At 64.3% G+C, this 21489-nt stretch carries 14 protein-coding genes; 9 read left to right on the forward strand and 5 right to left on the reverse strand.

What is annotated here, in order from left to right; genetic code table 11:
* Window positions 1-1208 (forward strand): apolipoprotein N-acyltransferase (lnt, locus tag CFII68_RS08875; protein WP_018610216.1); only part of this gene is annotated, 1208 nt, incomplete at its 5' end.
* Window positions 1209-1373: 165 nt separating this feature from the next.
* Here lnt and CFII68_RS08870 read toward each other — a convergent pair.
* Together CFII68_RS08870 and CFII68_RS08865 are read right to left on the reverse strand one after the other, a co-directional pair.
* Window positions 1374-2135, reverse strand: a complete 762-nt coding sequence (locus tag CFII68_RS08870) for a YdcF family protein (protein WP_018610219.1) — start codon at window positions 2133-2135, stop codon at window positions 1374-1376.
* Window positions 2136-2238: 103 nt separating this feature from the next.
* Window positions 2239-2559 (reverse strand): hypothetical protein, encoded by a 321-nt coding sequence (locus CFII68_RS08865; protein ID WP_018610220.1) that lies wholly within the window; start codon window positions 2557-2559, stop codon window positions 2239-2241.
* A gap of 292 nt (window positions 2560-2851) precedes the next feature.
* Here CFII68_RS08865 and leuS point away from each other — a divergent pair, with 292 nt between their 5' ends.
* The 5 genes from leuS (at window position 2852) to CFII68_RS08840 (ending at window position 9036) form a co-directional block, all read left to right on the forward strand.
* The gene (leuS, locus tag CFII68_RS08860; protein ID WP_018610222.1) at window positions 2852-5458 is read left to right on the forward strand and encodes a leucine--tRNA ligase; all 2607 of its coding nucleotides are present in this window, start codon (window positions 2852-2854) and stop codon (window positions 5456-5458) included.
* 90 nt (window positions 5459-5548) lie between these two features.
* On the forward strand, window positions 5549-6154 hold the full coding sequence (gene lptE / locus CFII68_RS08855; protein WP_018610223.1) for an LPS assembly lipoprotein LptE: 606 nt from the start codon (window positions 5549-5551) through the stop codon (window positions 6152-6154).
* Between the two features lie 39 nt (window positions 6155-6193).
* Entirely contained in the window at window positions 6194-7231 is a 1038-nt protein-coding gene (holA, locus tag CFII68_RS08850; RefSeq protein WP_018610225.1) for a DNA polymerase III subunit delta, read from the forward strand.
* A gap of 245 nt (window positions 7232-7476) precedes the next feature.
* Entirely contained in the window at window positions 7477-7641 is a 165-nt protein-coding gene (gene arfA / locus CFII68_RS08845; RefSeq protein ID WP_003205882.1) for an alternative ribosome rescue factor ArfA, read from the forward strand.
* Window positions 7642-7713: 72 nt separating this feature from the next.
* Entirely contained in the window at window positions 7714-9036 is a 1323-nt protein-coding gene (locus CFII68_RS08840) for a lytic murein transglycosylase (protein ID WP_018610229.1), read from the forward strand.
* Window positions 9037-9165: 129 nt separating this feature from the next.
* Here the strand turns inward: CFII68_RS08840 and CFII68_RS08835 are convergent, their stop codons facing one another.
* Window positions 9166-10098: an LD-carboxypeptidase gene (locus CFII68_RS08835; RefSeq protein WP_018610231.1), complete on the reverse strand. Its 933-nt coding sequence runs from the start codon at window positions 10096-10098 to the stop codon at window positions 9166-9168.
* A 151-nt stretch (window positions 10099-10249) separates the two neighbouring features.
* Here CFII68_RS08835 and CFII68_RS27965 point away from each other — a divergent pair, with 151 nt between their 5' ends.
* Window positions 10250-10375, forward strand: a complete 126-nt coding sequence (locus CFII68_RS27965) for a hypothetical protein (protein WP_256211728.1) — start codon at window positions 10250-10252, stop codon at window positions 10373-10375.
* Window positions 10376-10524: 149 nt separating this feature from the next.
* Here CFII68_RS27965 and CFII68_RS08830 read toward each other — a convergent pair whose 3' ends face one another.
* Window positions 10525-11331 (reverse strand): alpha/beta fold hydrolase, encoded by an 807-nt coding sequence (locus CFII68_RS08830; protein ID WP_018610233.1) that lies wholly within the window; start codon window positions 11329-11331, stop codon window positions 10525-10527.
* A gap of 216 nt (window positions 11332-11547) precedes the next feature.
* On the reverse strand, window positions 11548-18066 hold the full coding sequence (locus CFII68_RS08825; RefSeq protein WP_018610236.1) for a non-ribosomal peptide synthetase: 6519 nt from the start codon (window positions 18064-18066) through the stop codon (window positions 11548-11550).
* Between the two features lie 304 nt (window positions 18067-18370).
* On the opposite strand from CFII68_RS08825, the gene CFII68_RS08820 reads away from it, so the two are divergent.
* The gene (locus CFII68_RS08820) at window positions 18371-19255 is read left to right on the forward strand and encodes an ABC transporter ATP-binding protein (RefSeq protein WP_018610238.1); all 885 of its coding nucleotides are present in this window, start codon (window positions 18371-18373) and stop codon (window positions 19253-19255) included.
* A partial coding sequence (locus tag CFII68_RS08815; RefSeq protein ID WP_018610240.1) for a hypothetical protein occupies window positions 19252-21489 on the forward strand: 2238 nt, incomplete at its 3' end. The genes CFII68_RS08820 and CFII68_RS08815, both read left to right, overlap by 4 nt.

Consider the following 21489-nt stretch of genomic DNA (forward strand, 5'->3'; position numbering starts at 1 on the left):
CCGCCTGGCTGTGGGCGCGCTGGTTGCGCCGCAACGAGGCGCCGCTGGCCGATGCCCTGGCGTTCGCCGCGCTGTGGCTGGGCCAGGAAGCGTTTCGCGGCTGGTTCCTCACCGGTTTCCCGTGGCTGTATTCCGGCTACAGCCAACTCGACGGCCCGCTGTCCGGCCTCGCGCCGCTGGGCGGGATGTGGCTGATCTCCTTCACCCTGGCCCTGACCGCCGCGCTGCTGTACAACGCGCCCCGGTTGATCCGCACCGGACGCAAAGGCTTTATCGCCGCGGGCGTGCTGCTGCTGATCGGCCCATGGGTGGCTGGCATGGCACTCAAGGGCCACGCCTGGACCAGTCCTTCGGGCGACCCGCTGAGCGTCGCGGCGATCCAGGGCAACATCGAACAAAGCATGAAGTGGGACCCCGAGCAGCTCAACGCGCAGTTGGCGCTGTACCGCGACATGAGCTTCGCCTCCAAGCGCGTCGACCTGCTGATCTGGCCGGAAACCGCGGTGCCGGTACTCAAGGAGTCTGCCCAGGGCTACCTGGACATGATGGGCAACTTCGCCGCCGAGCGGCAGTCGGCGCTGATCACTGGCGTGCCGATTCGCCAACTGGTGCGCCAAGAGAAGCGTTACTACAACGGCATCACCGTGACCGGGGAAGGTGACGGCACTTACTTGAAGCAAAAACTCGTGCCGTTCGGCGAGTACGTACCGCTGCAAGACATCCTGCGTGGCCTGATCGCCTTCTTCGACCTGCCCATGTCGGACTTCGCCCGGGGCCCGGCCGACCAGCCATTGCTGCAGGCCAAGGGTTACCAGATCGCGCCGTTCATCTGCTATGAAGTGGTCTACCCGGAATTCGCCGCCAGCCTCTCGGCGCGCAGCGACCTGCTGCTGACCATCAGCAACGACACCTGGTTCGGCACCTCGATCGGCCCGCTGCAACACCTGCAAATGGCCCAGATGCGCGCCCTGGAAGCCGGCCGCTGGATGATCCGCGCCACCAACAACGGCGTGACCGGCCTGATCAACCCCTTCGGCCAGATCACTGCACAGATCCCGCAATTCGAGCGCGGCATCCTGTACGGCGAAGTGGTGCCGATGCACGACCTGACGCCGTACCTGCAATGGCGCTCGTGGCCGCTGATCATCTTGTGCGTGTTGCTGCTGGGCTGGGCGTTGATGGCGGGACGGATGGCCAGGACCGTTTGATCCCGCCGCGGGCAAACCTCTTGAGGTCAACGAGTTTCCTGTGGGAGCAAGGCTTGCCCGCGATGAAATCAACGCGGTCTGCCTTGGGAACAAAGGCGCCTGCATCGCGGGCAAGCCTTGCTCCCACACAAGCCTTGCTCCCACAGATGTCCCACACCCAAATACTCAGCGGTAAAACAACCAATACCCCACCAGCCCCACCGCCTCATTCATCAACTGCCCGGATTGCCAGATCGACTTGAACTCCGGCATCCAGCCGCCCAGTGGCCGGGCGTTGTCCTGCCCCAGGAAACCCACCGGCGCCGGCACCACTTCAAACCCCGCGCGCTCGAAACTCCAGACCGACCGTTGCATGTGCCAGGCCTGGGTCACCACTACGACCCGCTTGATGCCTTCCGGCAACAGGATCTCGGCGCTCATCTGGGCGTTTTCCCAGGTGGTGCGGCTCCGCCCTTCCTGCCAGCGCACGTTGACGCCGAAATCCTCCAGCATCGAGTCGGCCATCAGCTTGGCCTCGCTGGGCGGGGTGCCGTAGTGCAAGCCGCCGGTGGTCAGTACGGGCAAGCCCGACGCCTTGGCCAGCCGCGCCGCATAACGCTGGCGTTCAAGGCCAACACCGGTGGGTTGGTCGGCGCCCCAGGCCAGGTCACCGCGCTCGCGACCGGAACCCAGTACCACGATGGCGTCGGCACGCTGGGCCAGGGTCGCCCATTCGCTACGAAGCAGCGGCGGCTCACGCTCCAATGCCTTGGCGCTCCACTGCACCACCACCGGCAGGCTCATCAACCAGAAACCGCCCAGGCCCACGGCGAAACACAGCCGGGCCAGGCGCGGCCGTGAATGGCGCCACCACCAGGCAAGCGCCAACAGCAGCAAAAGAATGCCGGGCGGCAATAAAAGTTGTTTGATGAAATAGCGAAACGGCATCGGGCATCTCCATAGATGCCCGAAGCCTAAGTGGGTTGACGCAAAGCGACAACAGATTCGAAAAAGCCTTGAACCAAAAAAAGCGACACGCGTGAATCCGGCTTTACTTGAACTGCAGCGACCGGACCTTTACAGCATCCTTCTCAGGCGTCCGGTCCTTGAGCCACACAACCTTGGCCGAACGGGGCGCATCGAGACGCTTGAGTACCTGGGCCCCACTGGTGGGGGGTTGATATCCGGCCTGTTCAAGGTAAGCCTTGACCAGTTCGAACTCCGCGGGGCTCAAGCCTCGCAGTTCCAGCTCTACCGGGCGTTCATCACGCAAGCGACCGGCGGTTCTTGCAGCGTCCAGGGCCACCCCGAGACGATCGATCAGTTTTTCGTACAACTCAGGTGTAGCGACTTTTCGTTGTGATTCAACCATCCCTCACCTCATTGAAGATAAGACTCACTCCCCATTGAGAAGCTTAGCTTCGCTGGGCAAACCGGCAGGGCGCCGCGACCAACGGCCCTGAACACCGGTCATCGCCGATGCTCGGCAACAGTTCGGCAGCAATCAGGGTTTCCCTCGGCAGAGCGCGGTCATGTATGCTACGGCGCTTCCTGTAACTCCACTTCCAGCTTGGCTGGGCATCGAAAACGCCGCATTCGGCGTCGTCTGCGTCCAGCATGGCAACGAAGAGGATTGGGCCACCCCATTCAGTACAAAAGTAGCCATGCACGAACACTACCAGCCCCGTGAAATCGAAGCCGCCGCCCAGTCGTTCTGGGACGAGCAAAAGTCCTTTGAAGTCAGCGAACAGCCAGGCAAGGAGACTTTCTACTGCCTGTCGATGTTCCCTTACCCCAGCGGCAAGCTACACATGGGGCACGTGCGCAACTACACCATCGGCGACGTGATCTCCCGCTACCAGCGCATGCAAGGCAAGAACGTCCTGCAACCCATGGGTTGGGACGCCTTCGGCATGCCGGCGGAAAACGCCGCGATGAAGAACAACGTGGCCCCCGCCAAGTGGACCTACGAAAACATCGCCTACATGAAGAACCAGCTGCGCAGCCTGGGCCTGGCGGTGGACTGGTCCCGCGAGGTCACCACCTGCAAGCCCGACTACTACCGCTGGGAACAATGGCTGTTCACCCGCCTGTTCGAAAAAGGCGTGATCTACCGCAAGAACGGCACGGTGAACTGGGACCCGGTGGACCAGACCGTACTGGCCAACGAACAAGTGATCGACGGTCGCGGCTGGCGCTCCGGCGCGCTGATCGAAAAGCGCGAAATCCCGATGTACTACTTCAAGATCACCGCCTACGCGGATGAACTCCTGGAGAGTCTCGACGAGCTGACCGGCTGGCCCGAGCAGGTCAAGACCATGCAGCGCAACTGGATCGGCAAGTCCCGGGGCATGGAAGTGCAGTTCCCGTACGACGTCGCCTCCATTGGCGAAGCCGGCACCCTGAAAGTCTTCACCACCCGCCCGGACACGCTGATGGGCGCCACGTATGTGGCCGTGGCCGCCGAGCACCCGCTGGCCACCCTGGCGGCACAGAACAACCCTGAGCTGCAGGCGTTCATCGCCGAATGCAAGGGCGGCAGCGTCGCCGAAGCCGACGTCGCCACTCAAGAGAAGAAAGGCCTGGCGACTTCGTTGTTCGTCGAGCACCCGCTCACCGGCGAGAAACTGCCGGTATGGGTCGCCAACTACGTGCTGATGCACTACGGCGACGGCGCTGTCATGGCGGTGCCGGCCCACGACGAGCGCGATTTCGAATTCGCCCACAAGTACAACCTGCCGGTCAAAGCCGTGGTGCGTACCAGCGCCGGCGACCAGACCCCGGAACCTTGGCAGGACGCCTATGGCGAACATGGCGAGCTGATCAACTCCGGTGAGTTCAACGGCCTGGATTTCCCCGGCGCGTTCGATGCCATCGAAGTCGCCCTGATCAAGAAGAACCTCGGCGCCTCGCGCACCCAGTTCCGCCTGCGGGACTGGGGCATCAGCCGCCAACGCTACTGGGGCTGCCCGATCCCGATCGTGCATTGCGACACCTGCGGTGACGTACCGGTGCCGGAAGATCAACTGCCCGTGGTCCTGCCGGAAGACGTCGTACCCGATGGCGCCGGTTCGCCCCTGGCGCGCATGCCCGAGTTCTACGAGTGCAGCTGCCCGAAATGCGGCGCGCCGGCCAAGCGTGAAACCGACACCATGGACACCTTCGTCGAGTCGTCCTGGTACTACGCACGCTACGCCTCGCCGCACTACCAAGGCGGCCTGGTGGAAAAATCCGCGGCCGATCACTGGTTGCCAGTGGACCAGTACATTGGCGGCATCGAACACGCCATTCTCCACCTGCTCTACGCACGCTTCTTCCACAAGCTGATGCGTGACGAAGGCCTGGTGAGCTCCAACGAGCCGTTCAAGAACCTGCTGACCCAAGGCATGGTGATCGCCGAGACGTACTACCGTCGCGAAGCCAACGGTGCCTACACCTGGTTCAACCCGAGCGACGTCGAACTCGAACGCGACAGCAAAGCCAAGGTCATCAGCGCCAAGCTGATTGCCGACGGCCTGCCGGTGGAAATCGGCGGCACCGAGAAAATGGCCAAGTCGAAGAACAACGGCGTCGACCCACAGTCGATGATCGACCAGTTCGGCGCAGACACCTGCCGCTTGTTCATGATGTTCGCCTCGCCACCTGACATGAGCGCAGAGTGGTCCGATTCGGGCGTCGAAGGCTCGCACCGTTTCCTCAAGCGCGTCTGGCGCCTGGCGCAAGCCCACGTCAGCCAGGGCCTGCCGGGCAAACTGAGCGTCGCCAGCCTGAACGACGAGCAGAAAGCCATTCGTCGCTCGATCCACCTGGCCATCAAGCAGGCCAGCCATGACGTCGGCCAGAACCACAAATTCAACACCGCCATCGCCCAGGTGATGACGCTGATGAACGTGCTGGAAAAAGCCGCGCAAGGCACCGAACAGGATCGCGCACTGGTTCACGAAGGCCTGGAAGCCGTGACGCTGTTGCTGGCGCCAATCACGCCGCACATCAGCCACGAGCTGTGGAAGCAACTGGGTCACGCCGACCCGGTGATTGACGCTCGCTGGCCGGTGGTGGACGAAACCGCGCTGGTGCAGGACAGCCTGACCCTGGTCATCCAGGTCAACGGCAAGCTGCGCGGCCAGATCGAAATGCCGGCCGCCGCCACACGCGAAGAAGTCGAAGCCGCTGCCCGGGCCAATGAAAACGTGCTGCGCTTTGTCGATGGCCTGACGATTCGCAAAGTGATCGTCGTGCCCGGCAAGCTGGTCAACATCGTCGCAAGCTAATTGGATCGGGCGCAAGGCTTGAGCCTGGCGCCGAATACAACCTGCGGGGTCGCATGGTCGACCCCCATAGGGTTCAAGGGGAGCAACAAGATGATCAAACGTAATCTGCTGGTAGTGGGCCTGGCGGTCCTGTTGAGCGCCTGCGGCTTCCAACTGCGCGGCACCGGCACCACCGAGCTGGCCATCACGGAACTGGACCTCAGCGCACGGGACGCCTTTGGCGACACCGTCAAGATGCTGCGCGACACCCTGGAAAACAGCGGTGTGAAAGTCTATACCGGCGCCCCGTACAAGCTGGTATTGACCCGTGAACAGCAAAGCCAGCGCAGCTTGAGCTATGCCGGTGCCGGTCGTTCCGCCGAGTACGAACTCAACAACGTACTGAGCTATGAGATCCGCGGCCAGAACAACCTGGTACTGCTGGATGACAAGCTGCAGGTGCAAAAGGTCTACCTGCACGATGGCAACAACATCACCGGCTCCGACCAGGAGTCGAGCGAAGTGCGCGACGAAATGCGTCGTGACCTCGTGCAACGCATGATGCTGCGCCTGCAACAGCTGAGCCCGTCCCAGCTGGACCAGCTGCAACAGACCGCCGACGCCAAGGCCAAAGCCGAAGCCGAAGCGCTGGAAGCGGCACGCAAGGCTGAAGCGGAAACCCCGCAGCAGTCGCCGATGCAGATCCCGGCTGAATAAGCCTTGCGGGGCGCTCCGGCGCCCCGCTCGCCTTCTCTTATGAAGCTCGCCCCCGCCCAACTCGGCAAACACCTGCAAGGCGCCCTCGCGCCGGTCTACATCATCAGTGGCGATGACCCGCTGTTGTGCCAGGAAGCCGCCGACGCCATCCGCGCTGCTGCACGCCAGCAGGGCTTCGACGAACGCCAGGTCTTCGCCGCCGACGCCAGTTTCGACTGGGGCACGCTGCTGCAGGCCGGGGCGAGCATGTCGTTGTTCGCCGAAAAACGCCTGCTGGAGCTGCGTTTGCCGTCGGGCAAACCCGGTGACAAGGGCGCCGCCGCGCTGATCGAATATTGCTCGCGACCCGCCGAGGACACGGTACTGCTCATCAGCTTGCCGAAACTCGACGGCAGCGCGCAAAAGACCAAATGGGGCAAGGCCCTGGTCGAAGGCCAGCAGACCCAGTTCGTGCAGATATGGCCGGTGGATGTCAGCCAGTTGCCCAGCTGGATCCGCCAACGCCTGTCCCAGGCCGGTCTCTCGGCCAGCCAGGACGCGGTGGAGCTGATTGCCGCCCGGGTCGAAGGCAACCTGCTGGCCGCCGCCCAGGAAATCGAAAAGCTCAAGCTGATGGCCGAGAGCGGGCAGATCACCGTGGAAACGGTGCAGGCTGCCGTGGCCGACAGTGCGCGCTTCGATGTCTTCGGGCTGACCGATGCGATCCTCAACGGTGAGGCCGCCCACGCCTTGCGCATGCTCGAAGGCCTACGCGGCGAAGGCGTCGAGCCGCCGGTGATCCTCTGGGCCCTGGCCCGGGAATTGCGCCTGCTGGCCAACCTGTCCCTGCAATACAGCCAGGGCGTACCGCTGGACAAAGCCTTCAGCCAGGCCCGCCCGCCCGTCTGGGACAAACGCAAACCGCTGATGAGCAAGGCCTTGCAGCGCTATTCCGCGTCGCGTTGGGCGCAATTGCTGCTCGAAGCCCAGCGCATCGATGCGCAGATCAAGGGCCAGGCCGCCGGCTCACCGTGGATGAGCCTCAGTCGGTTGTCGCTGTTGATGGCTGGCCAGCGGTTGACGTTGCCTGCTGAATAAGCACGCACTGAAGGCTGTTCTGCGGCGAAGATATCTGTGGGAGCAAGGCTTGCCCGCGATGAAAGCAGCGCGGTGTCTCTGAAACCGAGGTGTCTGTATCGCGAGCAAGCTTTGCTCCCACCTATCGGCACCACAAGTCGTGTGTTCGTCTGAATGACATTTCCTACGCAATGCAGGGACTGGACAACGCCCCTACTCTGTCCCATGATTTGCCCCGCAAAAACCACCCCACGAGAGTACCCACCATGAGCAAAAAGCCATCCAAGCATGGCCCCAACAAGGCCAAGTCCATCGTCGCCCAGCCCCTGTTCCGCAGCCGCCAGGAACGACCCGCCAAGGGCAAAGGCAGCTACCGCCGCGAAGCCTTCCAGTCTGACAACTGGGAGGCTTCTTGCTTTCTGGCCGCTTGAAACACCCGGACAAGCCCTACGCCCCTTTCGCATGTTAAGGTCAGCACCTGATTTGTATTTCTGGACCCGTGCATGCCCTTCTGTCTTTCCCATCGTTGGCCACTGCGCCAAATGATTGTTGCCGCAAGCGTTGTCCTGCTTGTCGCCTGCGCCGAAAAACCTACTGCCGCCGACGCCCAACCGCTCCAGACAGCCCCCGTCGTGACCGCGCCGGCCATCGTGCCGCCCCTGGTGCCGACCGGTGACGACCTGGCCATTGCACCCACCCAGACCTTCGCGCAATGGCAGGCCGGGTTTCGCAAGGAGGCACTGGCCGCCGGGATCCGTGGCGACCTGTTCGACCGTGCGTTCGTCGGCGTCAGCCCGGACATGAGCGTGATCAAGGCCGATCGCAGCCAGCCGGAATTCACCCGTCCCGTGTGGGAATACCTCGATGGCGCGCTGTCGCCACTGCGGGTCAACAAAGGCAAGAACCTGATCCAGCAGAACGCCCAGGTCCTGCAAAGCATCGAGCAGCGTTATGGCGTCGATCGCGAGGCGCTGGTGGCGGTGTGGGGCATGGAGAGCAACTTCGGCCAATTCCAGGGCAGCAAGTCGGTGATCAACTCCCTGGCGACCCTGGCCTACGAAGGACGGCGCCCGGGGTTTGCCCATGCGCAACTGATCGCCGCGCTGCAAATCCTGCAACAGGGCGATATCACACCGGAAAAAATGCTCGGCTCCTGGGCCGGCGCCATGGGCCAGACCCAGTTCATTCCCACCACGTACAACACCCATGCGGTGGATTTCGACGGCGACGGTCGCCGCGACATCTGGGGCAGCGCCACCGACGCCCTGGCCTCGACCGCGCACTACCTGCAAAGCTCCGGCTGGCAACGCGGCCAGCCGTGGGGGGTCGAGGTCTCGCTCAACCAGGGCTTCGACTACACGCTGGCCGATGGCACGATCCGCAAGCCCGTCTCAGAATGGATGCGGCTGGGTGTTTCAGAATATGGCGGCTTGCCGATCGCCGCCGATGACAAGCAGCTATCGGCGTCCCTGCTCCTGCCGGCCGGCCATCGCGGCCCGGCGTTCCTGATCTTCGATAACTTCCGCGCCATCCTCAAGTACAACAACTCATCGTCCTATGCCTTGGCGGTCGGGCTGCTGTCCAAGCGCTTTACCGGCGCCGGGCTGGTCTACGGCCAGTGGCCAAAAGAGGACCTGCCCCTGAGCCGCAGCGAACGCATCGAACTGCAGACCCTGCTGGGCAAACACAACTACGACGCGGGCAACCCCGATGGCATCATCGGCGCCAACACCCGCAAAGCCATCCGCAGTGCCCAGCAGTCGTTCGGCTGGCCGGCGGATGGGTATCCGACGCAGCAGTTGCTGGAGGCGTTGCGTAGTCGCTGAATGGCCGTATAGCGACTACCGCTTTCGCGAGCAAGCCCGCTCCCACATTCGACCGTGTTCTCATGAAGAAACGCGATCACCTGTGGGAGCGGGCTTGCTCGCGAAGACTGACTTGCGGACGCTACAGGACTAACAGCTGACCACCACATCCTGCTCCAACACCAACCGCTTCTCCCCCGCATCCAGCGTCACCAATGCGCCCATGGGCAAGGTCAGGTTCGGATCGCAGTGCCCGCTGCGCCAGCCGGACAGCACCGGGATGCGCAACGGCGCGAAGGTCTGCTTGAGCAAGCGGTTCAACGCCTCAAGATCCACCCCCGCTATATCGCCGACCAGGACTGCGCGCAACTTCGCCAGCGTGCCCGCCAGGCGCAATTGGGTCAGCAGACGATCGATGCGATACAGCGGCTCGTTGACGTCTTCGATGAACAGGATCACCCCTTCGGCGTCGATCTGATAAGGCGTGCCCATGGTCGCGGCAATCATCGACAGGTTGCCGCCCAGCAGACGTCCGTGGGCGATGCCCGGCTCAACGGTGGTCAACGGGTAGGCGCCGGGGTGGTTCAGCGCGCTGCCGGCCTTCAACTGTCCACGCAGCAGGCTGAAGAACGAGGTGACGGTTGGGGGCTCCTTGTCGCCCAGCAGATCGGCGTTGAGCAACGGGCCGTGGAAGGTCACGAAGCCGGCGTAACGGCTGATGGCCAGGTGCAGGGCGGTGATGTCGCTGTAGCCTACGAATGGTTTGGGGTTGCGTTTTAAGAGCTCGAAATCGATACGATCGAGTAGACGGGGCGTGCCGTAGCCGCCGCGTAGGCAGATGATGGCTTTGACTTCTGGGTCGGCGAAGGCGGTGTGCAGGTCGTTGAGGCGTACTTCGTCGCTGCCGGCCAGGTAGTCGTTCTTTTCATAGACGCCTGGGAATATTCGCAGCTCATGGCCCCTTGCGCGCATCCATTGGATGGCTTTTTCCGTGTCCAGGGGGGCGGGGCCGGCGGGGGCGATCACGGCGATCAGGCCTTCTTGAGGGAGGGCTGGGACGGGGTGGTGTGGGGTTAGGGCCATGGGATTCCCGGGCTGTTGCTTAGTGTGTATATCCGTTTTTTGTGTAACGGCGGCTTATGGTTCCGCTCTTACAGCGGGTCACTTTTGGAAGAGCGCCAAAAGTAACCAAAAACGCTCTGCCCCACCACTCGGTGCCTCGCCTAGGCTCGGCATGCCCTCACTCCGGCATTGCTCCGTGGGCCGCCGCGAAGGGCCATCCATGGCCCAGCGCGGCTATCCCGGCATCCATGCCGGGATGCCCACTGCGCAATGCCTGCGTTCGGCCAGCGTGGTTTAACGGGGCGCCCAAGATCAAAAGCCAAAGCGCGGCACATCCAGCATTTATGTAGCTGCACCACCGCTATCGCGAGCAAGCTCGCTCCCACATTGGATCTGCGTCGATCACAAGTCCCCTGTGGGAGCGAGCCTGCTCGCGATAGCGGTGGATCAGCGACGCAAGAGTCCCAGCAACATCCGATTCACGAATTCCGGGTTCTCCAGATTGGAGATATGCCCCGCCTCCGGAATCGACACATGGGAGCAACCGATCAACTCGGCCATCTCCAGCGACTCGGACGGCGGCCGCGGTTTGTCCTGGTCGCCAAACATCACCGTCGTGCGCTTGGCGTCCAGTTCATGCAGGCGCGGCAGGATGCTGTCCCGACCGAAAATGATCCGCCCCAGCGGCACGATGCTGTCGCGCAGGCGATCGGTCGGCAGCGCGGCCAGTGTGGCCCGCAACTGCTGGTAGAGCGCCGAATGCGGGTCGATCCCCGGCCGGAAAAAGATCGGCACGATGATATCCAGCAAGGGTTCGGGAATGCTGCCGCTGGCTTCGATCTTGTCGAACAGCGAGAAGTAATACTGGCGAGTCGGTTCCGGCTCGACGCCGACGTAGGTGTCCATCAACACCAGCGATTGCACGCGTTCAGGCGCCGCCAGCGCCAACCGAGCGCCCCACATCCCGCCCACCGAAAGCCCGACCAGATTGAAGCAGTCGATGTCCAGGTGATCCATCAACGTCAACGCCTGGCGAGCCAGGTCGTCCAGGGAGGTCATGCCCTCAGGCAAACGCCCGGACTGGCCGTGCCCCCACAAGTCCAGGGCGATGACCCGATAATGCTGGGACAACACCTCGATCTGCGGCGTCCACATGGTGTGGTCCCACAGATAGCTGCTGCCCAGCAGCACCACCGGGCCCTGGCCTTGGTCCAGGTAATGGAGCGGCTGTCCGTCAATGATTGAAAAGGGCATGGGTGACCTCCTTGTTTGAGTCTGGAAAAAGCCTTGGGGAGACTGAGCTGTGCAAGCTGAGCAGTCAACCTTTGAGCCAGCAGTGCCTGTGCTGCCCCCATCGCGGGCAAGCCTTGCTCCCACAGGGTTGAAGCTCGAACACAAATACTCTGTTCGCCGCTGATCCCTGTGGGAGCAAGGCTTGCCCGCGATGGGGCCGCTACAGGCGCCGCAGAACTACATTCCTTCCAACTCCGCCATCAAATCATTCAACCGATCCACCTTCTCCTCAGTGATCTCGCTGGCCGCCAGCCCATCGATGTAGTCGGCCAGTTCCTGCACCGTGCTGCATTCGAACATCGCCCGCAGCGGTACGTTGCGTTGCAGGGCCTTTTGCACCCGCGAGGCGATCTGCGTCGCGAGCAAGGAATGCCCGCCCAATTCGAAGAAGTTGTCCCGCACCCCCACCCGCTCGACTTTCAGCACCTGGGCCCAGATGTCTGCCAGGGCCTGCTCCAGTTCATTGCCGGGGGCTTGGTAGTCCTGGCTTTGCAACTGGCCGATCTCCAGGGCCGGCAAGGCCTTGCGATCGAGCTTGCCGTTGGCGTTGAGGGGCAGGCGCTCGAGCCACAGCCAGTGCAGCGGCACCATGTATTCCGGCAGTTCGGCCCGCAGGCGCTGCTTGATGCGCTCCAGGCGCTCGGCGGGTTTCAGTGCCGAGTCAGTGGCGACGAGGTAGCCGACCAGATGCTTGCCATTGGCGCCCTCCTGCACGCCCACTGCCCCGTCGCGCACTTCCGGCTGTTCATGCAAGCGCGCTTCGATTTCCCCCAGCTCGATGCGGTAGCCGCGGATCTTCACCTGATGGTCGATGCGCCCGACGTACTCCAACACCCCATCGCTGCGCCGCCGCACCAGGTCGCCGGTACGGTACAGCCGCTCCCCCGGCGCACCGAACGGATTCGGCACAAAGACCGGGGCGGTGCGCAACGGATCGCTGACATAACCACGCCCGACCCCGGTGCCCGCCACGCACAACTCACCCACCGCGCCCAGCGGCACCAGGTCCAGCGCGCCGTCGAGCAGGTACAGACGATTGTTGTCGGTGGGCGTGCCAATCGGCAGGTAAGTGCCGCGGGTCGAGGCCAGGTCGACCCGGAAGAACGCCACGTCGTCGGAGCATTCCGCCGGGCCGTAGGCGTTGACCAGGCCGATGTCCGGGTAACGCAACAACCACTGGTGGGCCAGTTCCGGTGGCATCGCTTCGCCGGTGGGCAGCATCCAGCGCAAGCCGTCCAGACCGATGCGTTCCTGGGCAAGCATGCCCTGGATCAGCGACGGCACGCTTTCCAGCACGCTAATGCCCTGTTGCTGCACATGCTCCAGCAGCCCTTGCGGGTCGTGGGCAATGGCGTTGGGCACGATGTCGACCCGGGCACCGAACAACGGCGCGGCCAGGAACTGCCAGACCGAAATATCGAAGCTCTGCGAAGCGGTCTGGGCGATCACATCCGCCTCGCTCAGCGCCAGGTACGGCACTTTGCTCAGTTGGTTATTGAGCATGCCCCGCTGCTCCACCATCACGCCTTTGGGCAGGCCGGTGGAGCCGGAGGTGTAGATCACGTAAGCCAGCTCTGCGGCCGAGACGGCGAACGGCGCGGGCAGCGGTTCAGCGTCCAGCGCGCGGAACGGATCGAGGTGTTTGACGCTCGGCAGTTGCGGGTCGTGCCCGGCAAGCATCACGGTCACGCCGGCCTGTTGCAGGATGCGTTGGCAACGCTGCAACGGTTGGTCGACACCGACCGGCAGGTACGCGGCACCCGTCGCCAGAATGCCGAGCACGCTGGCGATCTGTTGTGGGCCCTTGGCCAGGGACACGGCTACCAGATCGCCAGGCGCAACACCCGCGTCCACCAGGCTGCGGGCAATGCGCAGTGCCCGCTCGGCGAGTTCGCCATAGCTCAGCGTGCCGTGCTCACCCCACAACAGCGCCGGGCGTTGTGGCGCTTGGCGTGCCTGTTCGAAGAAGCCCTGGTGCAAGGTCGGGTCACCCGGCACGCTCGGGCCCGGGGCATTGAGCCGGGCGCGCAATTGCGCCTGGGCTTGCGGCAACAGGTCGGGCGGCGCGCTGTCCCAGGCGTGCTCGGCCAGCCAGTTCAAGCTGTGCAGGTAGGCGTCGAACATCGCTTCGACCAGGCCTTCGGGGAACAGGCCGACCACCCGGTCCCAGTTCAAGGCAATGCCGCCGTTGGCTTCCACCACCTGATGGTCGAGCCAGACCTGCGGGGTTTGGGTCAGGCCAAAGACTTGCCGGGCAAACGGTCCATCCACCGGCGCGGCCGTGCCATCCGGGACCCCGAGCGCACTGGTGAACACCACGGGCATGCTCGCCTGCTGCTCGCCATTGCCCCGGGCCAACTGCCGCAGCAGGCTGACCGAGCCGAGGCAACGGTGTTCCAGCGCCTCACCCAGGGTTCGCTGGGTACGCCGTGCGCGATCGACCCAACGTTCGCCAGGCACCGGTACATAGCCAAGCAGCGTCAGGGAGGTGAAATCGCCCATGACCTGATCGATCTGGGGGTGCAGCGCCCGACGATCGAACAGCGTGAGGTTGAGGCTGAGGTCGGGGCGCGCACTCCAGCGGCCGAGGGTTTCGGCAAACGCGCAGAGCAGTACGGCCGAGGCGGTGAGGCCATGCTGTTGCGCCTTGGCCAGGATCGCCCCCCAGGCTTGGGCATCGATCTGCCCTTGCAGGCGCTCGAAGCGCGGTTGACCCAGGCTGGCGGGGTCAACCGCCAGCGGCAGTTGCGGAGGCGGCGGCAACTCGGGCAGGTGTTCCTGCCAGAAGTGTTGCGCGGCTTGCAGCTCGGCCGCCTCCACGGCGGATTGCAATTGATAGTCGCGGAACGACAGCTCCAATGGCGCCAGGGTCAAGCCGGGGTCACGGTACAAGGCTTCGAGTTCTGCGTAGAAGCGCAGGATGCTCAGTGCATCGAGGATCAGGTTGTCCAGGCTGATGGCCAGCCGCGTGTGCCGGCCGTGGGCCACGGCCTGCACATCGAACAGCGGCCACTGGCCCGGATCGAACACGCGATGGGCACAGTGTTCGCGCAAGTCGTCGAGGCTGGCGTAGTCCTGGCCGATTTCGAAGGACGGCAGTTGTTGCAAGGGCAGGATGCGTGCCTGGCCACATTGATCGAACACCGCACGGAGCATTTCGTGGCGCTCGATCAAGCGATCCAGCGCGTTCTGCAGGCGCGCAAAGTCTAGGTCCTCGACGTCGTATTCGCGATAGAAGTGGCAGCTCACGCCGCCCAGTACCAGGCTCGGGTCGCGGCCCAGCCAATAGGCCTGCTGCACCTCGGTCATGGGGAAGGGCGCATGGCGTTGCGGCAGGTCGGGCACAATCGTGTCTCGTGGTTCGGCCTCGGCCTGCCGGTGCAAATCGGCACAGAAGTGCGCCAGCACCGGTTTGGCGAATACCTGGGCGATCCGCGCGCCCCCCAGCCCCTGTTCTGCAAGCAGGCGTACCAGGCGGGTGGCGCTCAGGGAATCACCGCCCAGGGCAAAGAAGTTGTGTTCACGGCAGACTTCACCACAGCTCAGCAACTGCTGCCAGGCACGCGCCACCTGTACTTCGATGTCACCGCAGGGAGGGGACAGATTGGCCTGCACGGAGGCGCTGTTGGCCGCCAGCCAGTCGGTCAGTACTCTGCGATCCACCTTGCCGTTGCCGGTCAAGGGCAACTGCGCGCAGCCCAGGATTGTGCTGGGAATCATGTAGCTCGGCAGACGCTCGGCCAGATGTTGGGCCAGGCCCGATGGGTCCAAGCGTGTGGGTGTCGCGGGGCCGTCCGTCAGGCGCACCACCGCCGCCAATTGCTGGCCGGCCAGCAGCGTCACCGCGTGTTCGATGCCTGGCCAGGCCAGCAATGCGCTTTCGACTTCCCCGGCTTCGATGCGGTAACCGTGCAGTTTGAGTTGGAAATCGGTGCGCCCGAGGAACTCGACATTGCCGTCGGGGTGGTAGCGCGCACTGTCGCCGGTGCGGTACCAGCGCAGGCCTTGATAGTCGACAAAACGTTCGGCACTGCGCACCCGGTCGCCGCGATAACCCTCGGCAACACCGGCGCCGCCGATCCACAGTTCACCGGCCACCCAGTCGGGGCAGTCGTGGCCGTGCGGGTCGACAATGCGCAAGCGGACATTATCCAGCGGCGTGCCATAGGGCAGGCAGTGCCAGGGCAGCGGTTGGCCGGGCCGCACTTCGAACAGTGTCGAGTGAATCGCGGTTTCGGTGGCACCGCCCAAGGCCATGAAGCGGCAGCTGGGGGCTTGGGCCCACAGCCTTGGCGCAAGATCCGGGGCCACTTTGTCACCGCCGAGCAACACCGCGCGCAAGGGCAGGCTGGCGTCGGCGGGGGCGCAACCGAGCAGCATGTCGAGCAACGCCGGCACGCAGTTGAGCACGCTGGCGCGATGCAGCAGGGCCAGTTCGCGCCAGCGTCCGGCATCGCGCTGGGCCTCGGGCTCGATGCCGATCACCGCTGCTCCCGTCGACAGCGCGGCAAACAGATCGAACACCGACAGGTCGAATTCCAGCGCCGAGAGCGCGAGGATTCGGTCATCGCTGTTCAGTTGCAAGCGCCGTTGCAGGTCTTCCAGGGTGTTGGCGGCAGCCATATGGCTGATTTCCACGCCCTTGGGCTCACCCGTGGAGCCGGAGGTATAGAGGATATAGGCCAGGTCGCTGACCGTTCCGGGCCGAGGGGCGTCCAGCGCGGTGCTGGCGGCGGGCAGTTGCGTGAGCAACAAGCGGGCACCCGACGAATCGCAGATTCTCTGGCAACGGGTCGCAGGTTGATCGACGCTGATGGGCAGGTACGTGGCGCTGCACGCCAGGATGCCCAGCACCGCGATCACCTGCTCGGGCCCCTTGGGCAGTTGCAACGCCACCACGTCGCCGCGCCGGATGCCTTGGTCTTCCAGGTAAGCCGCCACTTGTAGGGCGCGTTCGGCGAGCTCGCCGTAGTGGATGACGGAGTGATTGCCGTGTAACAACGCGGGCAGGGCGGGAGTCAGGCGCGCCTGGGTAAAAAAGGCTTCGTGCAGGCGCTTGACCGGCAGGGGCGCCACCTGGCCTTGGACGGTATTGCGTACCGCAAGTTGGCTTGCAGGGATCAGCGCCGGAGGCGGCAAGTCCCACGCTGCGGCTTCAAAACACAGGCGCTGCAGCAAGCCGGTATAGGCTTGGAACAAGCCATCCAGCACACCGTCGGCGAACAACCCTTCACGGGCGTCGAGATTGACCAGGATGCCCCCATCCAGCTCGGTGACCTGGGCGTCGAGCCACACTTGCGGGCCTTGGGAAATGATCCAGGCCGGTTGACCGAAACACGCCTGCACACCCTCGGCGAACAATTCGCCCAGCCCCAGGGCGCTGGTGTACACCACCGGCGCCAGCACTTGCTCACCCCGTTGCCGGGACAGTTCGCGCAGCACCTCCAGGCCGGAAAACGCGCTGTGTGCCGCATCGCCGTGGAAGCGCCGTTGCAGGGCCGTGGCGCGAACGGCGAATGGGCCGGTGACGTGACCGTCCCAAGCCAGCAGGATCGATGAAGTGAAATCGCCGACCAGGTGCTCGACATCGGCGTGCAGTGGCGTGCGGTTGAACAGCGGCAGGTTGAGCAGCAGCTCGGGTGTCTCGCTCCAGGCACCGAGGGCTTCACAGAACACCGCCGCCAAGGCCATCGCCGGCGTCAGGCCGTGCTCCCGGGCGTGGCGCTCGAAGGCCTGGCGTTGGGACGGCGGCAGCCAATGGTGACGGCGCCGCACCTGGCGATCGTCGCCCTGGGCCTTGATGGGCAAGCGCGGGGCGCCGGGCAACCGGTCCAAGCGCTGCTGCCAATAGTCACGGGCTTGTTGATGAAGCGCACGTTGCTCGGGGCTGGCGTGTTCACGGCGCAGGTCCGCCAGGTAGCGGGCAAAGCTGTAGTCCAGCGCGGCCAGGGGTTGTTGGCGATACAGCTGCACCAGGTCACCGAGCAGGGTGCGCAGGCTCAGGGCATCGGCGGCGAGCATGTCGAGGTTCAGGTGCAGGCGCGTCCCGTCGGGCAGCAACGACAACTGGATGTCCAGTACCTGACCTTGTTCAACGGCCAATTGGCGGTGGGATAACTCCGCGCGCAACGCTTCCAGCCGTTGCTGTTGTTGCTCGGCGTTGGCCTGGCGCAAGTCATGCACCTTCAACCCCGGCCAAGGGCTGTGCGCGAGGATCCGCTGGCGGCCGTCGTCGAGAAACTGCGCGCGCAACATCGGGTGGCGCACCAGCAGCGCTCGCACGGCGGCTTCCAAGCGGATCGGGTCGACATCGCGGCCATCGAATTCGTTATAGAAGTGCGCGGCTACACCACCCAACTGCTGGCCGGGGGCGCGTCCGATCCAATAGGCGTGTTGCATCGGCGCCAGTTCGAAAGGCTCCCCGTCGTCCACTTGCGCGGTAGTTGTGGTCGGGGCACGGGTCTCCACATCGAGCATGGCCAGCCAGACTGACAGGCGCGGATCGGCGATCAGTTCAGCAAAACGCGCGGCCAGGCCGTGGCGGCGCCATTGGCCGGCGAGGCGAATCAGGGTGACGGAGTCCAGCCCCCATTCGATCAGGTTCGCCTCCAGGGGAATCTGGTCGGCGGGCCGGTCGAGGGCCTGGGACAGGGATTGGCGCAGCAGTGTTGCGGTTGAGGTGCTGGGAGTGGCCATGGCTCAACGTCTTCTCATTGCTAGGGCCCGGACCGGGGTTGGCCCAGGCGCTGGGGGCAGGCAGTTGCATGGGGGAAGATGCTAGTCATTCTCATTTTGCCAACTACCCGGATCGAATCGTTTTTGCCCCGCATCCGCGTATCGCTCACCGGTTGCAGTGCCGTGGTGGCTACGCACAACGCCGATCGCTCGCAGGATGCGGTTGGAAAATGACTTGAATCGGGTAGAGCCCGCCCCATGGCCTTGACTACCGTCGCTCGCCGCCCTCTTTGCAGGGCCTGTGTCCCTTTGGTTGGAGTTGTGGATGTCTGTCGATTCGGGTTTACAAGTGCGCGGCCTGCGCAAGCGCTACAACAACGGCGTCGAAGCGCTGCGCGGCGTGGACCTGAGTGTCGGCCCCGGGATGTATGGCTTGCTGGGGCCTAACGGCGCGGGCAAAAGCAGCCTGATGCGGACCCTGGCGACCCTGCAGCAACCCGACGCCGGCAGCATTCACTTGGACGGGGTGGATGTGTTGGCCGATTCCGATCATTTGCGCCGCCGCCTGGGCTATCTGCCGCAGCAACTGGGCGCGTATCCGGGCGTAAGTGCGCGGGACTTGCTCGATCGTTTTGCTTGGCTCAAGGGGCGTACCGACCATCGCCATCGCCGCGAGGAAATCGAGGGCCTGCTGGACAAGGTCAACCTCCAACAGGCCGCCCATCGGGCACTCGCCACTTATTCGGGCGGCATGCTGCGTCGGTTCGGCATCGCCATGGCGCTGGTGGGCTCGCCACGCTTGTTGATCGTTGATGAGCCCACGGCGGGCCTCGACCCGGCGGAGCGCAACCGTTTCCATCGAGTGCTCGCCGATGTCGCCGCTGAGTCCATCGTGCTGCTTTCGACCCATATCGTCGAAGACGTCGAGAACCTCTGCAGCCGACTGGCGGTGCTGGCCGCTGGGCAGATCCTTGTCGAAGGCAGCCCAGCGCAGTTGCTGGGTGCCGAGCAGGGCCGATTGTGGGAAGCGTCCTTCGACCGTGGTGAGTCGCTGCCCGACGCCTTGCATGTGGCCGCCAGCCCGCTGGGCAGCCGCGTGATCGTGCACGGCGAGCGTCCTGCCGATCCACGTTTCCTGGCCCATGCGCCGCGCCTGGAAGACATCTATTACCTGGCATTGGCTCAGGCAGGTGAGGCGATCGACGCATGAATACTTTTGCTCTGCTGATGCGCGAAGCCTGGGTGGAAGTGCGCGCCGGGCTGCGCAGCGGCATTCCGTTACTCGTCTTTCTCGGCCTGACCGGCTACCTGCTGATGGCCCTGGCCAACGCCGACTATGTGCAGAAAATGGGCGCCAGCGATATCGCCCGTAATGCCCCGAGCCTGATTTACCTGATGTCATGCGGCTGTATGTTTTTCCTGTTTTTTGCCTGGGCCTGGGTGTTTGCCCAACCGGCCCTGAGGGACCGCAAGGCGCAGTTGGAAGAAGTGTTGCTGGCATTGCCGCTGTCGCTGCCGGCGCTGTTGTGGGGACGTTTTATCGGTGCGGCATTGGTGGGTGGTTTGCTCGCCAGTTCATTGATCGTCGGTTTTCTCGTCAGCCCGGTGCTGGGCTGGCTCGACTGGGTGCCGGCGGCGAGCATCGGCGCGCCCATGTGGTCGGCACTGGGGTTTGCCTGGGTTGCCTTGCTGTTGCCGGTGAGCACCGGGATTGGGGCGTTGTATTACTTGCTGGCCTTGCGCAGCCGAGGCCTGGCCGCACCGTTTGCCTTGGCGACGGTGCTGATGCTGCTGTGGATGTTCGCGGTGGTGGTGCTCAAGGGCGGGCATATCAATCCGCTGCTGGCCGCCAGCCTTGACCCGTCATTGTTTACCTTTGCCCAGGCCCAGGTGGAAACCTGGAGCGCCGCGCAGAAGTCCCAATCGCTATTGGCGTTGACCCCGGGGTTCTGGCTTAACCGGGCGTTGTGGTGTGGGTTGCCTTTGTTGCTGTTGGCCGTCGTCCTGGCCCGCACCAGCCGCCAGGGTTTGATGGGCCGACGCAGTGGCACCGTATTGGCCGAGCCACCGATGCTGCTGGCGAACCACGTGCGCTTGCCCGGCCCATTATCCGCCAGTCTGTGGTCGCGGGCCTTGTGGCGTGAGGTTCGCTGGCAGGTGCGGCAGCTGTTTGCCCGGCGCATTGGCTGGGTGGCCCTCGGGTTGCTGCTGGCCATGGGCATACTCAGTGGGTTTGTCCACATCGTGTGGCATGCGCGCGGGCCGATGGTGCCGCGACCGGACCTGATCTTGCCGCTGTTATCGAGCGCATCGTTCCTGGTGATCGCTTTTATTGTCGCGGCGCTGGTGGGGCTGGTGTGTCGGCGCGATGACGTCGAAGGCCTGGGGGCGATGTTGCAGGCAACCCCGGCACCGGCATGGCTGCGCTTGTTGGGGCAGGTGGCCTGCGTGCTGGCTGCGACACTGGCCTTGGCGCTGGTACCGGGTGTTGCCAGCCTGGTGATCAGCGCGCTGGTCGCCCCCGACAACCTGGCACCGGGCTTTGTGCTGATCTATCAGGCGCTGGTGTTTGCGCCGCCGTTGCTGGAGTTGGCGATGCTCACGGTGCTGGTGCATGCCTTGGTCCGTCGCTCCGGCCTGGCGTACGCGACGTCAATGCTGTTGACGTTTTTTTTGGTGCTCAACCATGAGTTGGGGCTGGTCAGTTATCCCGCCTATGCCATGGCGATACCGGCCCACGTGGCGTTGTCGCAACTCACGGGTTGGACGCCCTGGTTGCCTTATCTCGCCACGTTGGCGAGCTGGAAACTGGCCGGCTGCCTGGTACTGGTTGCGGTGGCGGCGCTGGCCTTGCCCCGTGGCCCGGAGCGCCGGCGTCTGATCGATGTACGCCGAAGCCTGTTGGGTTTGCCGGGTGCGCTGCTGGTGTTGGGGGCGGTGGGTTTACTGGGCAGCGGTGTGCTGTTGCATCGGCATCTGGTGGAGCAGGGCGATTACCAGTCGGTGGCCGAAGAACGGGCCGAGCGTGCCGAATGGGAACAGCGATGGTTGGCCGGGGCGGGTGCCTGGCAGGTGGCCGACGGCCGCTTGCACTTGCGCATCGATAGCGTTGCACGCCGTGTTGAAGGTGAGTGGACGCTGGGGGCCGTGATCGCCGCCAATGAGCGCCTGGACGCAGAATTGCCGCCGGGTTTGCAGGTGGGTGCGGTAAGCGTCATGGGGCGGCCGGTGGTTTTCGAACAGGCGGCCGGGCACCTGCGTGTGCCCTTGGATGGGTGCGCGGCGAGCGGCTGCAACGTGCAACTGAACTGGACGCTGGATGCCGCCGGCTGGCCTTCCGAAGGTGACGCAATCTGGCTGGGACCGCGAGGGGTGTGGCTGCAAGCGCGCCGCCTGATGCCGCGCCTGGGCCTGGACAGCGAGCGCTTGCTGCGCGCGCCGGTA

It is taken from the genome of Pseudomonas sp. CFII68 (assembly GCF_000416195.1).
Lineage (GTDB): Bacteria > Pseudomonadota > Gammaproteobacteria > Pseudomonadales > Pseudomonadaceae > Aquipseudomonas > Aquipseudomonas kilonensis.

Bases quoted from the DNA above. Each gene is read 5' to 3' on its own strand.
- CFII68_RS27965 (WP_256211728.1), top strand. From the start codon at position 10,250: ATGCCCTCACTCCGGCATTGCTCCGTGGGCCGCCGCGAAGGGCCATCC.
- CFII68_RS08825 (WP_018610236.1), bottom strand. From the start codon at position 18,066: ATGGCCACTCCCAGCACCTCAACCGCAACACTGCTGCGCCAATCCCTG.
- holA (WP_018610225.1), top strand. From the start codon at position 6,194: ATGAAGCTCGCCCCCGCCCAACTCGGCAAACACCTGCAAGGCGCCCTC.
- arfA (WP_003205882.1), top strand. From the start codon at position 7,477: ATGAGCAAAAAGCCATCCAAGCATGGCCCCAACAAGGCCAAGTCCATC.
- CFII68_RS08835 (WP_018610231.1), bottom strand. From the start codon at position 10,098: ATGGCCCTAACCCCACACCACCCCGTCCCAGCCCTCCCTCAAGAAGGC.
- lptE (WP_018610223.1), top strand. From the start codon at position 5,549: ATGATCAAACGTAATCTGCTGGTAGTGGGCCTGGCGGTCCTGTTGAGC.
- leuS (WP_018610222.1), top strand. From the start codon at position 2,852: ATGCACGAACACTACCAGCCCCGTGAAATCGAAGCCGCCGCCCAGTCG.
- CFII68_RS08820 (WP_018610238.1), top strand. From the start codon at position 18,371: ATGTCTGTCGATTCGGGTTTACAAGTGCGCGGCCTGCGCAAGCGCTAC.
- CFII68_RS08865 (WP_018610220.1), bottom strand. From the start codon at position 2,559: ATGGTTGAATCACAACGAAAAGTCGCTACACCTGAGTTGTACGAAAAA.
- CFII68_RS08870 (WP_018610219.1), bottom strand. From the start codon at position 2,135: ATGCCGTTTCGCTATTTCATCAAACAACTTTTATTGCCGCCCGGCATT.
- CFII68_RS08840 (WP_018610229.1), top strand. From the start codon at position 7,714: ATGCCCTTCTGTCTTTCCCATCGTTGGCCACTGCGCCAAATGATTGTT.
- CFII68_RS08830 (WP_018610233.1), bottom strand. From the start codon at position 11,331: ATGCCCTTTTCAATCATTGACGGACAGCCGCTCCATTACCTGGACCAA.